The sequence below is a fragment of the Roseomonas sp. CAU 1739 genome (assembly GCF_039839775.1).
GTDB lineage: Bacteria > Pseudomonadota > Alphaproteobacteria > Acetobacterales > Acetobacteraceae > Neoroseomonas.
Genome location: NZ_JBDOQQ010000012.1, coordinates 50,366 through 65,158, shown reverse-complemented (window position 1 = coordinate 65,158; position 14,793 = coordinate 50,366). Strand labels below are relative to the sequence as shown.

Here is a 14,793-nt window from a genome sequence, read left to right as displayed (position 1 = left end):
GATTGCCGCAAGTGGAATCACCGGAGGCGTGAATCACACGATCAAGCAAAGGCACGGAGCAGGAGGCGGATCCTGCTCCAGGCGCGTCGCGCGACCGGCCCAAGGCCCTTGGTGCCGTGCGCCCGTTACCAGCTGGCGTCGAGCGGCGCGGAGAGCGCCGCGCCCGGCACCCGAATGCCGGCCGGGCGGCCCGCCCGCGTCGCGCCCTGCCAGGCGCGCGTGTAGACCTCGGGCAAGGCCGGCCCGTCCGGGCAGGCGAGCCACAGGCGATAGAGGTGGCGGCGCTGCTCGACCTCGGGGAAATCCTCGAAGGCCGTGCGCGAATGCATGATCCAGTGGTTGCTGACGAACTGGATGTCGCCGGGCTGGAAATCCATGTCGAGATGGATCGACGGGTCTTCGGCCAGCGCATCCAGGGCGTCGCAGGCGGCTTCGAGCGCCGCCGTGGTGCGCGGCACCTCGGGGAAGCGCTGCGCCTTGCGCATGGCACTGCGGACATAGGAAGCGACGAGCCCGCCATCGGGCATCGGGTTGAAGATCGGCACCGCATACCAGGGGTCGGCCCCGTCCGGCACTTCGCCGCGGCGGTCGCGATAGGCCGGCTGCACCAGTTCCGCCAGCAGGTCGGGGTGGCGCGCCAGCATCTCATTGTACAGCGCCCAGGAACTGACCAGGCTCGACTTGCCGCCCTCCTTCGAGGGCTGCAGGCAGAGCAGGCCCACCACATCCGAGGCGTCGCAGTGATAGGGCAGCCGCGCGGCTGTCTGGTATCCGCGATGCGTGGGCTTCGCATAGTCGCCGCCGATATCCTTCACATGGCCGAGGATGTGGCCCATCGCGTTCTGCGAGACCGGCTCGCCGAGTTCAGCGCCGAGGGCGACATAGGCGCAGGCGCTCTGGCGGCGCGACCACCGGCCGACGGGGACACCGCGCAGCAGGATGAAACCGCGGCCATGCAGCACGGCATCGCGGATCTCGGCGACCAGGGGGACGAGACCGGGGGCGGCAAGATCGCCGGGTGCGATCGCCGCGATGTCGATATCGCTCGCGGCGAGGCGGGCGGAGGCAGCGTCCAGCGCATCGACCTCCTCCGCCGTGAGGTGCCGCAGCCAGTCGGTGCGGCGGGCCAGTTCCGGGCCGTACCAGAGCGCGGGGCCGCTGACGGGACGGAGGGCATCGCTGATGGCCATGGACTTCTTCCTTGGTTTCCTCGCCGCCGGGAAGCCTAGGCCCGAGCGGCGCCGGAGGACAGCCTTCCGCCGATGCCGCTGCGCGCGGCGCCACCGCGTGCCAGTATGGTCGCCAGATCAGGAGACGACCCCATGCGCCGACGCCCCATCCTGGCCGCGCCACTTGCCCTCGCTGGCCTGCCCGCCGCCGCGCAGGCACCGCTGCGGCTGTACACCGCCGGGGCGGGCAGCGCCTTCCTGCCCTATGGCGAAGGGCTGGCGGCATTCCTGGCGAAGCAGGGCGTCGCGGTAACCGTAGAGCGCAGCGCCGGATCGCTTGAGAACCTCGCCAAGGTCGAGGATGACGCGGGCGCGCTGGGCACGGCGTTCCTCGGTTCCGCGGCGGATGCGGTGGCGGGCACGCCGGCCGCCGGCGGCCGGGTGCATGGGCGCGTGCGCGCGCTGTTCCCGATGTACGAGACATCCTTCCAGGTCGGCGTGCTGCGTGCGAGCGGCATCGCGGGCTTCGCCGGGCTGGCGGGCAAGCGTGTCGGCGCCGGGCCGGCGCGCGGGCCGGCCGAAACCTTCCTGCGCGCCGCCCTCGGCGCGGCGGGGATGGAGGCGAGGATCGTCTCCGGCGACCCGGCGGAGATGACGCGCATGCTGCTGGCCGGCGAGATGGACGCGCTGTGGCAGGGTGCCATCGTGCCGATCCCGTCACTGGTCGCGGCGCAGCAGCAGGCCGATGTGGTGGTGTTCGGGCTGGAGGCGCCGATCGTCGCCGCGGTGCGGGCGCGGCTGCCCTACCTGGCCAACACCACCCTGCCGCCGGCGACCTATCGCGGGCAGGTGGCGCCGATCCTGTCCTTCGCGGCCTGGAACTTCGTGGTGGGCAATGCGGGGCTGTCCGACGATGCGGCGTATCGGGTCACGCGCGCCGCGCTGTCCGCGACCGATCCGCGCGCCGAGATCCACGCCAGCGCCGCCGGCACGCGGGCGGAAAACGCGCCGGCGAACAGCGTGCTGCCCTTCCACCCGGGCGCGGCGCGGTACTACGCCGAGCGCGGCATCACGGTCCGCGCGGGCTGATCAGGCCAGCGCCGCGTTCGGGCGGAGCGGCCGCAGCGTCTCCGGTCAGCCCGGCTGCGTGGACGACGCGGCTCAGCCGCCCGAGAAGGTGTCGCAGGCCTCGATCCGCCCGCTGTCCAGCCCACGGCGGAACCAACCCGCGCGCTGCGCCGAGGTGCCGTGGGTGAAGCTCTCGGGCGAGACGTAGCGGCCGGCGGCGCGCTGGAGGCGGTCGTCGCCCACCGCGGCGGCGGCGTTCAGCCCTTCCTCGATGTCGCCGCGTTCGAGGATGTTGCGCGTTTCCTGCGCACGTCGCGCCCAGACGCCGGCCAGGCAATCGGCCTGGAGTTCCACGCGCACCTGCAGGGCGTTCGACGCCGCCTCGCCCTGCCCGCGCCTCGCCTGGTCGACGCGGCCGAGCACCCCGATCAGGTTCTGGACATGGTGGCCCACCTCATGCGCCACGATGTAGGCGGCGGCGAAGTCGCCATTCGCGCCGAGGCGGCGCTGGAGGTCGGCCATGAAGTCGAGGTCGATGTAAACGCGCCGGTCGTTGGGGCAATAGAACGGACCCATCTGGGCCTGGGCGAAGCCACAGCCGGACTGCGTGGCACCGCTGAACAGCACCAGGGTGGGGTCTTCGTAGCGCCCACCGCGGCGGGCGAATTCGGCGCGCCAGACCTCCTCGGTCTCGCCCAGCACCTGGGCGATGAAGCGGCGCCCGGCATCGTCCTGCGGGCCGGCCGCCTGGCGCTGCGTCACCTGCGACTGGGGTGCGGCGACCTGGCCTTGCAGCAATTCGCCCGGATCGACGCCGAGCAGCAGGGCGATGACGATGATGACGACGGTGCCAAGGCCCCCGCCGACCGCCACGCCGCGGCCCGAGACGCGCTGGCCCCGCCGGTCCTCGACATTATCGCTCTCTGGCCCGTCGAGACGCATGGTTCCGCTCCGCTACCTGTCACCCCGCAACAACGCGCCAAGGGCGCCAGAGATGCCAAGGGCCTGTCGCCCCACCGGTGGCGCATAGGTGCCGGCGCGGGATTTCGGCAGGCGCAGGGCCACCAGCAGCTCCGCCATGCGAACGCCGCAAGCCATGCCGTCCAGCAGCGCCACCGGTGCGGCGTCCTGCAGGCGGTTGTCGAAGCCGGCCAGCGCGGCGCCGGCGAGCACGACGGAATTGGCCCCTTCCGCCGCCAGCGCCTGCGCGGCAACCAGCACCTTGCGGCCGACGCTGTCGGGGTCGGCCACCGCCTCGGGCGGCGTCGCGTTCACGCCGATGATGTCGGCAAGACGCTGGTCGAACCCGTAGCGCGCCACCAGTTCGCGATACATCTCGACGCCGCCGAAGGTGATCATGCCGAAACGCCCGCCCAGCATGCAGGCTGTCAGGCAGGCGGCCTCGGTCATGCCGACCACCGGGCATGGCATCAATTGCCGCGCGGCATCGAGCGCAGTGTCGTGGCTGACCGCGAGCAGCACGGCATCGACCGAACCGGCATGTTCGGCGAGCAGGTCGAGCACCGCATGCCCGGCGATGACATTCTCGGCCCGGGTCGAGATGACGGCGGGGCCGAAGCGCGGCGTGGCCGGGACGATCTCGGTGCCCGGCGCGGCGGCGGTGCGTGCGGCCGCCGCGCAGGCCTCGGTGATCGCAGCCGTCGTGTTGGCATTGGCGACCAGCAGGCGCATCAGCCGGGTTCCGCCACGGTGCGGCGCGAGTGGGTCATGGTGATGCGCAGGCGGCGGAATTCCTGCGTCGTCTCGGCGGCGTCGGGCGCGGCCTCGGTCAGGGTGCGCAGCTTCCACACCAGGTGCGGGTTGAACAGCAGCAGGTCGCCAGGCCGCGGTTCGAGCTTGAGCATCAGCGCCGGTTCGGCGCAGACCGCGTCCAGCAGGTCGAAGGCCGGGCGCAGGCCGGAGGGCAGCGGTGCCGCGCCGGGCTGCGGCGCGCTGGCGGCCTGTTCGACGGCATGGCGGGTATAGCGCGCGGCGAAGGCGCCGCCGGTCACCGTGAAGACTGCGCGGGGGACCGGTTCGCCTTCCTCGATCAGCGGGGCCGGCTCGTAGAGTTCGGCCAGCGCGCCACGGTCGCGGCGCATCAGTTCGTTGTGCACGGCGCCGGCGGAGACCAGCACATGCGCCGGCGCTTCCGGTCCATTGGCCATGCACAGCAGCGCGATGGCGTCGCAGGCCTCGGTATGGAAGCGCGGCGGGCCGGAGCGCGTTCCGGCCTGGACCGGGGGTTGGCCGACCAGGCGATGAACCGCCGGCTGCAGGCCATTGAGCGGCTTGCCGAGATGGATGCCCAGCGCCAGCAGGGCCGCTTCCGCCGCCGCCGCGCCGTGGCGGTCGAAGGGCAGGCCGCGCAGCAGGCAGAAGCCGCGGCCGGTATCGAGCCGGGTGGTGACATCGGCGAGGATCGGCGCGAGGCGTGTCAGGGGCGGCACCGGCGCGGCGGCCTGGGCGGCGGTCAGGGCGGCTTCGAGTTCGGCCGCTTCCTCGGTGCCGACGGGCACCATCCAGTCCGCGGCGGTGAGGTCGGCGGCGGCCCAGACGGCAGGGCCGGTCTGCGGCACAGGCCTCGGGCGGGGGCGCGGGGGGGCGTTCATGCACGCAGTGGTAGCATGCGCCGTGCTCCAGGTCACAAGCCGACCTCACCATCCACCCGGTCTTGCCCGATCTCGCCATGCGCGGGACGCTCCGCGCCGACGACCACGGAGAAACGTTCCATGACCGACTTCCCCGCCACCGCCCTGCCCTTCGATGGCGAGGAGATCCTCGCGCGGCTGATGCGCTGGTCCGCCTGCGAAAGCCCGACCTTCGACGCGGCGGCGGTGAACCGGATGATGGACATCGCGGCGCGCGACCTCGCCCTGCTGGGCGCGCGAATCGACCGTATCCCGGGGCGGATGGGACTCGGCGACTGCGTGCGCGCGCGCTTCCCGCATCCGGCCGGCGATGCCGCGCCAGGCATCCTGGTAATGGCGCATCTCGATACCGTGCATCCCATCGGCACGCTGGAGAAACTGCCGATCCGCCGCGAGGGCAACAAATGCTACGGCCCGGGCATCCAGGACATGAAGGGCGGCACGGTGCTGGCGGTGGAAGCGATGCGCCAGATCCTCGCCGCGGGGATGGCGACGCATCTGCCGGTGACCTTCCTGCTCACAAGCGATGAGGAGATCGGCAGCCCGTCGACGCGCGACATCATCGAGGCCGAGGCGTCGCGCAACCGCTTCGTGCTGGTGCCCGAACCGGCGCGCCCGGATGGCGGCGTGGTGACGGGGCGCTATGCGATCGCGCGCTTCAACATCAAGACCACGGGGCGGCCATCGCATGCCGGGGCGCGGCTGGCCGAAGGGCGCAGCGCGATCCGCGAGATGGCGCGGCAGATCGTCGCCATCGAGGACATGACGACGGAGGATTGCACCTTCTCGGTCGGCGTCATCCATGGCGGGCAATGGGTGAACTGCGTGTCCACCACCTGCGAGGCGGAATCGCTGTCGATGGCCAAGCGGCAGGAGGATCTGGATGCGGGCGTGCAGAAGATGCTTGCCCTGCGGTCCAATGCGAATGACGTGTCGCTGGAGGTGACGCGCGGCGTGACGCGCCCGGTGTGGGAGGCGGATGCGAAGGGCATGGCGCTGTTCGACCAGGCGCGGAAGATCGCGAACGCCATCGGCTTCGACATCAATCCGCAGAGCGCGGGCGGCGGGTCGGACGGCAACTTCACCGGGGCGATGGGGCTGACGACGCTCGACGGGCTCGGCGTGCAGGGCGCGCTGGCGCATACGCTGGAAGAACATGTGCTGATCGACAGCCTGGTGCCGCGGGCGAAGTTGCTGGCAGGGCTGATGACGACGCTGGCCTGACGAGGCCCGGGCGTCAGGCGCGCCCGGCGATGTGGTCGGCGAGGAACGCGGCGTCCTCGCCGACGCCCCAGAGGAAGCCTGACTTCATCTTGTGCATGCGATGCAGGCCGAGGAAGAACAGGCCGGCTTCGCGCGTGACGCCGCGCTGCTGCACCGGCGCGCCGAGACTGTCGAGCACCGGGCAATCGATCCAGCCGAGGTCGTAGTCATAGCCAAGCGCCCATATGACGCTGCCGATGCCCGTGGCGCCGAGGTCCAGGCTTTCGATCTCCGGCGCAGGTGCGCGCACGGCGCGGGCGTCGGCGTCCGCGCCGTCATCCGGTGGTGCCTCGATGCCCTGCTGCGCGATGAAGGCGTCGATCGACTGCAATGTATCGCGGAAGGCCGCGTCGCCGGCATCGAGGCTCGCGTTCAGGTCGGCATTCAGCATGACCCGCCCCTCCACGATGCCGCGCAGGCTGCCGAGCAGCGTCGCACCGCGCCGCGCGAGGCCGCGCATATCCGCGGTGTGGCCCCCCTTGTGGCCGGTGACGAGGGGCGAGCGCGTGCCCGGCGGGATGCTGCTCGCGATCCGGTCGGTGACGCCCATGGCCTCGTTCCAGAGCCCGAAATCGCGACCACGGTAGCGCCGCGGCACGCGCCTGTGCCCACGCAGCGCATAATGGACCTGGCGTCCCTGCGCGATCAGGTCCTCGACGATCTGGTAGCGGGAAGCGCCCGAGCCGAGGACGAGCACACCGCCAGGCGGCAGCTCGGACGGCGAGGTGTAGCGATTGGCTGTCACCTGATGGATATGCGGCGGCAACTGCACGGCGGCGGGCGGGATGCGCGGCGCCTGCCACGGGCCGGTGGCGACGACCACGTTGTTGGCTTCCATCGACAGGGGGCCAGCCTCGACGCGAAGCCGGCCGGCATCGGTGCGGCGCAAGGCGGAAACATTGACGCCGCAGCGCACCGGCGCCGCGTTGCGGGCCGCATAGTCGGCGATGAAGCGGACGACGCCGTCGCGATGGGTGAAGCCGTCCGGATCGCCGCCGTCGTAGTCATGTCCCGGCAGGCGCATCATCCGGTTCGGGAACTGGAAATAGAGCGAATCCCACCGCTCGCTGCGCCACCGCTCGGCGATGCGCGCACGTTCGAGGATGACATGCTCGCGCCCACGTTGCGCCAGGTGGTGGCTCATGGCCAAACCCGCCTGGCCCGAGCCGACGATGATGGTTTCGATGAATTCGACCATGGACACAGGCTACGTGCGCCGATCGCTGCGCGTCAGCAACATTCGGCGGCGTTCGGCGCCCAGCCTCGATGAATGCCCATTCACCTGTCGTCGCATGAACAATGCCCAGCGGTCGCCATGTGCTGACCGCCGGGATGATGGCGGCGGCCCAGGCCGCGCCGCCCGCGGCAGCGTGCCGCGCTACGTCCTGCGCTTGCGCCGCGGCGCGCCGGCCATCACCACCAGCGCCGCGAGGCCCTGGAAGCCCGCGGCCGCCAGGAACAGCCAGGCCGGATCGACCGCCCGCAGCAGCCCGAAGGCCGCCGGCGCGAAGGCATAGGCGGCCTGGCCGATGGCGGTGATCAATGCCACCGCCCGCGCCGTGTCGCCCGGCGCGAAATCCGCCTGCGCGATCAGCGGCGGCAGCGACGTCGCATTCCCAAGACCGAGCCCGAACAGCGCGATGCCGGCCAGCAGCAGCGCCACATCCGTCCCGCCCGCCGACAGCAGCACCAGCGATCCGACCAGTTGCAGCGCGTAGTTGGCGGCCGCCGCGCGCCGGCGGTCCATGCCCGGCCGCAGCACCCAGCCCATGACGGTGCGCCCGATGATGGCGCAGACCGTCATCAGTCCCGCCACCAGCCCCGCACGCTGCGCGCCGAGCGGTGCGACCAGCAGCGACAGCAGATGCGCGATCAGCCCGATCTGAGCGAACAGCCCGAGCGCGCTGCCGAAGGCCAGCGTGGCGAATCGCCGTTCGCGCCACAGCCCGCGCACGGGCATCGGTGCCGCCGTGCGGGCGTCGCGCTGCGTCACGGCGATGGGCGCATCGCCGCCATCCGGCACTTGGCCGAGGGCAGCCGGGCCATGCGCCAGGTAGCGACCCGACAACCACCACAGCGCAGCCGCCATGGTGATCCCGACCAGCGCCGCCGCCGCGGGAAAGCCGCAGCCCGCGATCAGCGCGACCCAGAGCGGCGAGAGCACGATGCCGCCGACGCTCGCGCCGTTGTAGGCGGTGCTGAGTGCGGCCGGCCTGCGGCGGATGAACCAGGGGGAGACGATGGCGTTGATCGCCGCAGCACCCGTCATCGCCCAGCCGGCACCGCTGACCGCGGTGGCCGCGAACAATTGCCAGGGCGCTGCCGCCAGCGCCCAGCCGAGCACGCCCAGTGCAGACAACGCGCCGCCCAGCCGCGTGACGCCGGGCACGCCGAAGCGCCGATGGATGGTGGGCAGGTTGGCAACGACCAGGGCGCCGAGCAGGAAGTGGCAGGTGACGGCGGCGGAGACGAGCGGGATCGACCAGCCGCGCGCCTCATGCACCGCGAAGAGGAAGACCGGCGGGCCGTAGAAGCCGACGCCCCAGCCAAAGGTGGCGACGGTGAAGGCGGCCCAGACGACGCGCCAGCCGAGGAAGGGCGCGGCGGTGGTGGCGCTCATGCGCCCTGCCTCGTGGCGGGGACGGCGTCGGCAGGCAAGGCGATGATGGTGGGCATGGCGGGCACCTCGATGGCGGAGCGCCGACCATGGCCCAAGCGCGCCGGTCCGTGCTGCGGCGCGCGCCGAAGCATCGCGACGCTACTTGCCGCCGTCGACGCTCAGCACCTGCCCGTTCACGTAGTTCGCCATGGGCGATGCCAGGAACAGCACGGCATTGGCGATGTCCTGCGCCTCGCCCAGCCGGCGCACTGCGATGGAGGCGAGCACGCGGGCCTGCCCCTCCGGGCCATAGGCGGCCCATTGCTTTTCCGTCGCCGCGTTGGACAGCACGAAGCCGGGTGCGACGCTGTTCACGTTGATGCCGTATTGGCCGAGTTCATGCCCGAGCTGCCGCGTCAGCCCGACCAGCCCGTGCTTGGCGCTCGCATAAGCCTGGATACCGGTGCGCGAGGGCTGCAGCCCCGCGCCGCTGCTGATGGTGACGATGCGGCCATGCCCGGCGCGCTTCATCCCTGGGGCGACGGCCTGAGACAGAGCGAAGGCGGCGTGCAGGTTGATGGCGAAGATGTCGTGCCAGTCGCTGTCGGGCACCTCCTCGACCGGCCGGTTCACCTGGCCGCGCACGCCGCCGGCATTGCAGACCAGCACGCCGATGGGGCCGCCGGTCGTCTGCTCGATCTGCGCGATCCAGCGCTTCGCGGCACCGGGCGCGGTCAGGTCGAAGGCGCTGGTGTGGATCGCGCCGGGATGCTCGGCGGTCTGTTCGAGTTCGCTCGCCGAAAGGTCGGTGGCGAAGACCTGCGCGCCGAGGGCCGCGAAGGATTGCGCGATGGACCGGCCGAAGCCGTGGCCCGCGCCGGTGACGGCCACCGTGACACCGGTGAAGTCGTATTCCTTCATGGCGACAGCATCTCCGTCAGGTTGGCATCCGACATCGGACGCGTGCCGGCCTCGCATTCATGCATCATCGCCACCAGCCGGCGCACCGCCGGGCAGGCGATGCCGTGCTTCGCACCGATGGTGGCGATGGGGGCGATCTGCACGTCGATCTCGGTGCGGCGCTGCCGCACCCACAGGTCGCGCCACACGCCGGAATGCGTCTTGGCGTTGGGGCGGTTGAATTCGACCATGGCGGCGACGGAGGCGGCCGCCTGCGCTTCCGTCGCACCGGGCGAGAAGGCCGCCGGATCGAAGCCGTTGAAGCCCAGCGGGGTGATGCCCTCGGCGCGGGCGACGGCGATCGCCTCGGCGCCGAGCGCACGCCACAGCGGCAACAACTCCGGCCGGGCGAGGCAATCGGCGATGCCCTTTTCCCCCAGCGCCTGGGCGAACAGCATCGCGCCATAGCCGAGCTTGCCCCACAGATAGCCCCAGATGTTCGGGGTGGTGATCGCGTTGGGCTCGAAGGTTTCCGACAACAGTGCATGCAGCGCGGTCAGCCGCGGCGTGGTCGCGCCATCCAACTCGCCGAGAACCAACGCACCGCGGCCGCCATACATGATCTGCCCCGGCCCATGCCAGTCGGCAGAGAAGTTCACGAAGCAGCCGATGGTCCGTTCGTTACCGACGATGGGCGCGATGATGGTCTCGTTCAGGCCGTTCTGCAGCGACAGCACATAGCCGTCGGGTGCCAGATGCGGCAGCAGCGCGCGGGTCGCGGCTTCGGTGTGGTGCGCCTTCACGCACAAAAAGATGCGGCGGAAGGTCCCCTGCACCGTGTCCGGCGTATAGGCGGGCGCGACTATGCGGTGCGGATCGACCGGGCCTTCGATGGAAAGGCCGCGTGCGGGGTCGGCGATGGCGGCGACGTGGTCGGCCTCGACATCGACGAAGACGACCGCGTGGCGCGCGCGCACCAGCGCCGCGCCGATCGTGCCGCCGATCGCCCCCGCGCCCCAGACCAGAATGGGGCCGCGATCCACCGCATCCCGCGCCGCTGCCGCCTCCATCGCCATGAGCATCCTTCCCGCCTGGACGGCATGACGTGGCCGCCGCACTCTGCGTCACGCTACGCTGGAGACCGCGGCCGTCAATGCATCGGGGATTGTCGGGAAACCTGCGCGGCGGCGCGCTGATGGCGGTGGCGGCGGTGATCTTCGCCGCCGAGGCGCTGGCCATCCGCCTGATGACCGCGCGCGGCATCCCGGTGGAGGTGCAGGTCTTCTTCCGCGCCTTCGGGCAGTTGCTGTGGGTCGCACCGCTGATCGCGGCGTCGGGGCTGGCGGTGTTCCGCACCCGGCGGCCGGCGTTGCACCTGCTGCGCGGGGCGTCCTCCCTGCTGACTTGGGGCTTCTACTTCGCCTCCTTCGGACCGCTCGACCTCGCCACCGCGACGGTGCTGTCCTTCACCAACGTGATGTTCACCACGCTGCTGGCGGGCCCGGTGCTGGGCGAACGGGTGGATCTCTGGCGCTGGGCGGGGACCATCGCGGGGTTCATCGGCGTTGCGGTGATGCTGCGGCCGGGGACGACGGTCTCCACGCTTGGCGTCGGGCTGGCGTTGGCAGCCGCGGTCACCTGGTGCGGCATCACGCTGACATCGCGCGTGCTGGCGCAGCAGGACCGCAACACCACCATCATGGCATGGGTCGGGATGATCACCACAATCGGGTCGGCGCCCTTCGCGGTGATGGCGTGGGTGCCGCTTGGCCTGGTGGACGGGTTGATCCTGCTGGGCGTCGCCTGCTTCGCGCCTGGCATCATCTGGATGGTCACCAGCGCGTACCGGCATGGCGAGGCTTCGGCCATCGCGCCGTTCCAGTACCTGCGGCTGATCTTCGTGACCGGCTTCGGCTGGCTGTTCTTCGCCGAGGTGCCGGACGGCTGGACCTGGGCCGGTGCCGCGGTCATCCTGACCGGCGCCCTGATCGTAACCCTCGCCGAAGCCCGCCGCCGCTAGCCAAGTCGATTTCGCAGAAATCGCACGAAGGTGCAGGAAACTGAGTTTCCTGCCGGGGTGCTCGTGGGGCGGCGCCCCTCGACCTCGCACCGACGCCGCACTGCATGGGCCGACGGTGTCCTCGTCGTGCCTCAGGCGCCATGCACCGGCGCGCGGGCTGGGCCGCGGGTGGTTCGTGCGCGGTCGCGCCATGCGCTCCCGGATCGTGGCCTGGCCGCGATCGGACGGGGCAATACGAAGCGCCGTCGGTCTTAACCTGCATACCCCGACTCGCTGATCGCCGCATCCAGCGGCGCGGTATCGAAGGCGAAATCCGCATAGCCTCGCCGCAAGCGCTGAACATACTCGTGCGCCGGCGGACCTCGTCGGATGCGGATCTCCTCATAGGTCCAGGCCATGGTGCCGTCAGGCAGCGGGATGCGGATGCGCGCATAGGTGCGGGGGCCTTCATAGGCGTCCATCGCGACCAGGTCCCGTTCCGTCATGCGCCACAGCCCGACCGGGCATGCGCTGACGGCATCGCGGGTGATCAGCGCGTATTTGCGCAGCACAAGCCGCCAGCCCGGCAGGGTGAGGCTGCCGGCGACCACGGCATCGGGGCAGCGGCGGCGCATCTGGTCGTGCCACAGGTTGCTGCCATAGGCTGCGTAGGGTTCGGGAAGGAAAGCGGGCATGCAGGCACCTCGGCCGGTCGATCGGATCGAGATAACGATACTGGTGGACAACGTCACGGACAGCCTGTCCAGCACGCCGCCCTTCGTGACGCGGGAATGGGTGCGGCTTGCGCAGAAGGGCATGAAGCGGGTCGCGGGTGGATCGCTGTGCTGCGCCAATCACGGGCTTTCTCTGGTCATCGCGGTGGAGGCCGATGGCGAACGCCGGACCATCCTGTTCGATGGCGGGCCGGTGGACTACGCGGTGGAACGCAATGGCGTGCGGCTGGGCGTCGATTTCGGCGCGATCGAGGCGATGGTGCTGTCGCATGGCCATTGGGACCATGCCGGCGGCCTGCCCAAGGCGATCGACATGGTTCGCCGCGCCAATGGTGGCCAGGCCGTGCCGTTGCACCTGCATCCCGGCATGTTCCGAGAACGCGGCAGCCGGCAGCCGGATGGCGGCGTGCTGCCGATGGATCGCGTGCCGAGTCCCGCCGAATGGCAAGCGATGGGCGCGGTGCCGCAGGTCTCACGCGAGCCTGCGGTGATCGCCGGCCATGTGCTGGTGAGCGGCGAGATCCCGCGCGTGACCGACTACGAGGTTGGCTTGCCCGGCCAGGTGGCGCGCGCATCCGAGAGCGCGGCCTGGCAGCCCGATGAATGGCTGTCGGACGAACGCTTCATCGCCATCCATCTGCGTGGCAAGGGACTGGTGGTATTCTCCGCCTGCTCCCATTGCGGCATCGTCAATGTGCTGCATGAGGCGCGGCGGCTGATGCCCGACATACCGATCCTGGCGGCGATGGGCGGCTTCCACCTGTCCGGCACCAACGAACGTATCATCCCGCAGACGGTGGCCGATCTCGGTGGCTTCGGGATGCGCTGGATGTTCCCGTCGCATTGCACCGGCTGGCGTGCGCTCGCCGCGCTGGAACGCGCGCATGGGGATGGCGTGGTCGTGCCCGGTGCCGTCGGCAAGACCTTCGTGCTCGACGAGTGATCCTTCTTCTGCAGGCGGCGCCGCTGCTGCTGCTGCTCGGGCTGCTGGTGAGTGGACGGGCGGGGCCGCTGGTGGCGGTACTGGTGGCGCTGGCCGCGGCGCTGCCGGCGGCCTTCGTGTCATTGCCGGCCGGTAGCGGCTTCGCGCCATTCCTGGCGGAGGAAGCGGCGCGCGGGGTGTTCCTCGCGGTGCAGCCGATCGGCGTGGTGCTGGGCGGGCTGCTGTTCCATGCGGCGGTGGAGGGGCGCGGCGATGCGACGGCGACGCAGGCCGCGACGCCGCGCGCCATCTTCACCGCGACGCTGCTGATGGGCGTCTTCATGGAGAGCGTGACGGGCTTCGCGGTCGGCGCGGTGTTCGCGCTGGCTGCGCTGCGCGGCATGGGGCTGCGCGGGCCGCCGGCCGCGGCACTCGCGCTGCTGTCGCTGTGCCTGATCCCGTGGGGCGGGCTCGGGCCGGGAACGGCGCTGGGCGCCGCACTGCTGGGCCTGCCGGCGCAGGCGATCGCGACGCTGACCGCCCTGCCCAACGCGGTGTGGGTGCTGCTGCTGGGGCCGGTGTGCTGGCGGCTTACGGCGGCGGCGGGGCTCGTGGTCACGGCGCGGGAACGCGGCATCCAGATGGCGCTGCTCGCCACCATGGCCGCCATCCTGGTCGCCGGGCATTGGGTGCTGCCCTTCGAGGTGCTGGGCATCCTGGGGGCCGGCGTGCCGCTGCTGGTCGCGCTGTGGCTGGCCGACCCACCACGCGACGCGCTGGCCTGGCAGCGCGCGGTGCGGGCGCTGTGGCCCTATGCGCTGCTCACGGTGGCACTGCTCGGGGCGCGGGCGGTGCCGCATCCGCCAGCCTTCCATCCCTATGAGGGTCTGCCGGCCTTCCCGGTGACCCATGTCGCGGTGGTGCTGCTGGTGGTCGCGGGCGGGATACTGGCGTCGCGGCGCAATGCCGGCCGACGCGCGCGTGACGCCTTGAAGCGGGCAATGCGGCCGGCGGCGGCGATGCTGCTGTATGTGCTGTTCGCGCGCTGGATGGCCGGCAGCGGGGCGACCGGGGCGCTGGCGAGCGCGGCGGCCGGCGCGCTGGGTGGCCTCGCGCCCTTCGCGGTCCCGGTGCTGGGGCTGGCGGCGGGCGTGGTGACCGGCAGCAATGTCGGGTCGAACGCGGCGATGATGCCGGTGCAGCAGGCGCTGGGCCTGGCGGCGGGGCTGCCGCCGCTGCTCGCACCCGCGGTGCATAATTTCGCCGGTGCGGCCGGGGCGGGCATGTCCTTTGCCGGCACGGCGCTGGTCTGCGGACTGCTCGCCGATGGCACCCGGCCGGCGCAGATCTGGCGATTGCTGCTGCCATCCATGGTCGCGGTGATCGTGCTGGGTTGGGCAACGGTGGGTTTGTTGCGCTGAGGTCGTTCGCCTCCGGACGGTGGGCGCGGCCCATCCGGGACGCTTGCCTTCGCGCCTTGCACTGGCA

The 14,793-nt window shown here is 71.4% G+C and carries 14 protein-coding genes; 5 read left to right on the top strand and 9 right to left on the bottom strand.

The window, feature by feature from the left end; genetic code table 11:
• Positions 1 to 125: 125 nt before the first annotated feature.
• On the bottom strand, positions 126 to 1,190 hold the full coding sequence (locus tag AAFN86_RS18875) for a TauD/TfdA family dioxygenase (protein WP_347545031.1): 1,065 nt from the start codon (positions 1,188 to 1,190) through the stop codon (positions 126 to 128).
• 132 nt (positions 1,191 to 1,322) lie between these two features.
• On the opposite strand from AAFN86_RS18875, the gene AAFN86_RS18870 reads away from it, so the two are divergent.
• A complete protein-coding gene (locus AAFN86_RS18870) occupies positions 1,323 to 2,258 on the top strand; it encodes a TAXI family TRAP transporter solute-binding subunit (RefSeq protein WP_347545029.1) in 936 nt (311 codons plus the stop codon).
• 72 nt (positions 2,259 to 2,330) lie between these two features.
• Here AAFN86_RS18870 and AAFN86_RS18865 read toward each other — a convergent pair whose 3' ends face one another.
• From AAFN86_RS18865 to AAFN86_RS18855, 3 genes are read right to left on the bottom strand one after another with little or no spacing between them, the layout of a single operon-like run.
• On the bottom strand, positions 2,331 to 3,179 hold the full coding sequence (locus tag AAFN86_RS18865; protein WP_347545028.1) for a neutral zinc metallopeptidase: 849 nt from the start codon (positions 3,177 to 3,179) through the stop codon (positions 2,331 to 2,333).
• A gap of 12 nt (positions 3,180 to 3,191) precedes the next feature.
• Positions 3,192 to 3,929 carry an aspartate/glutamate racemase family protein gene (locus tag AAFN86_RS18860; protein WP_347545027.1) on the bottom strand — a complete coding sequence of 246 codons (738 nt, stop codon included), beginning with the start codon at positions 3,927 to 3,929 and terminating at the stop codon, positions 3,192 to 3,194.
• Complete coding sequence (locus AAFN86_RS18855) at positions 3,929 to 4,849, bottom strand: TauD/TfdA family dioxygenase (protein ID WP_347545025.1); 921 nt, start codon at positions 4,847 to 4,849, stop codon at positions 3,929 to 3,931. Before AAFN86_RS18855 ends, AAFN86_RS18860 begins: the two co-directional genes overlap by 1 nt.
• 120 nt (positions 4,850 to 4,969) lie before the next feature.
• Between AAFN86_RS18855 and AAFN86_RS18850 the strand changes: the two genes are divergently transcribed.
• Positions 4,970 to 6,112, top strand: coding sequence for a M20/M25/M40 family metallo-hydrolase (locus AAFN86_RS18850; RefSeq protein ID WP_347545024.1), 1,143 nt, complete (start codon positions 4,970 to 4,972; stop codon positions 6,110 to 6,112).
• Positions 6,113 to 6,125: 13 nt separating this feature from the next.
• Here AAFN86_RS18850 and AAFN86_RS18845 read toward each other — a convergent pair whose 3' ends face one another.
• From AAFN86_RS18845 to AAFN86_RS18830, 4 genes are all read right to left on the bottom strand, one after another.
• Positions 6,126 to 7,349 (bottom strand): NAD(P)-binding domain-containing protein, encoded by a 1,224-nt coding sequence (locus AAFN86_RS18845; protein WP_347545023.1) that lies wholly within the window; start codon positions 7,347 to 7,349, stop codon positions 6,126 to 6,128.
• Positions 7,350 to 7,529: 180 nt separating this feature from the next.
• Positions 7,530 to 8,771, bottom strand: a complete 1,242-nt coding sequence (locus AAFN86_RS18840; RefSeq protein WP_347545021.1) for an MFS transporter — start codon at positions 8,769 to 8,771, stop codon at positions 7,530 to 7,532.
• Positions 8,772 to 8,909: 138 nt separating this feature from the next.
• Positions 8,910 to 9,671 carry an SDR family NAD(P)-dependent oxidoreductase gene (locus AAFN86_RS18835; RefSeq protein WP_347545020.1) on the bottom strand — a complete coding sequence of 254 codons (762 nt, stop codon included), beginning with the start codon at positions 9,669 to 9,671 and terminating at the stop codon, positions 8,910 to 8,912.
• Positions 9,668 to 10,726, bottom strand: coding sequence for a 2-dehydropantoate 2-reductase N-terminal domain-containing protein (locus tag AAFN86_RS18830; RefSeq protein WP_347545018.1), 1,059 nt, complete (start codon positions 10,724 to 10,726; stop codon positions 9,668 to 9,670). Before AAFN86_RS18830 ends, AAFN86_RS18835 begins: the two co-directional genes overlap by 4 nt.
• 89 nt (positions 10,727 to 10,815) lie before the next feature.
• On the opposite strand from AAFN86_RS18830, the gene AAFN86_RS18825 reads away from it, so the two are divergent.
• On the top strand, positions 10,816 to 11,670 hold the full coding sequence (locus AAFN86_RS18825; protein ID WP_347545016.1) for a DMT family transporter: 855 nt from the start codon (positions 10,816 to 10,818) through the stop codon (positions 11,668 to 11,670).
• Between the two features lie 251 nt (positions 11,671 to 11,921).
• On the opposite strand, the gene AAFN86_RS18820 is transcribed toward AAFN86_RS18825, so the two are convergent.
• A complete protein-coding gene (locus AAFN86_RS18820; RefSeq protein WP_347545015.1) occupies positions 11,922 to 12,344 on the bottom strand; it encodes a gamma-glutamylcyclotransferase family protein in 423 nt (140 codons plus the stop codon).
• Between AAFN86_RS18820 and AAFN86_RS18815 the strand changes: the two genes are divergently transcribed.
• Together AAFN86_RS18815 and AAFN86_RS18810 are read left to right on the top strand one after the other, a co-directional pair.
• The gene (locus tag AAFN86_RS18815; protein ID WP_347545013.1) at positions 12,343 to 13,326 is read left to right on the top strand and encodes an MBL fold metallo-hydrolase; all 984 of its coding nucleotides are present in this window, start codon (positions 12,343 to 12,345) and stop codon (positions 13,324 to 13,326) included. The two genes, AAFN86_RS18820 and AAFN86_RS18815, sit on opposite strands and share 2 nt — an antisense overlap.
• Positions 13,323 to 14,726 (top strand): L-lactate permease, encoded by a 1,404-nt coding sequence (locus AAFN86_RS18810; protein WP_347545011.1) that lies wholly within the window; start codon positions 13,323 to 13,325, stop codon positions 14,724 to 14,726. Before AAFN86_RS18815 ends, AAFN86_RS18810 begins: the two co-directional genes overlap by 4 nt.
• The last annotated feature ends 67 nt before the right edge of the window (positions 14,727 to 14,793 follow it).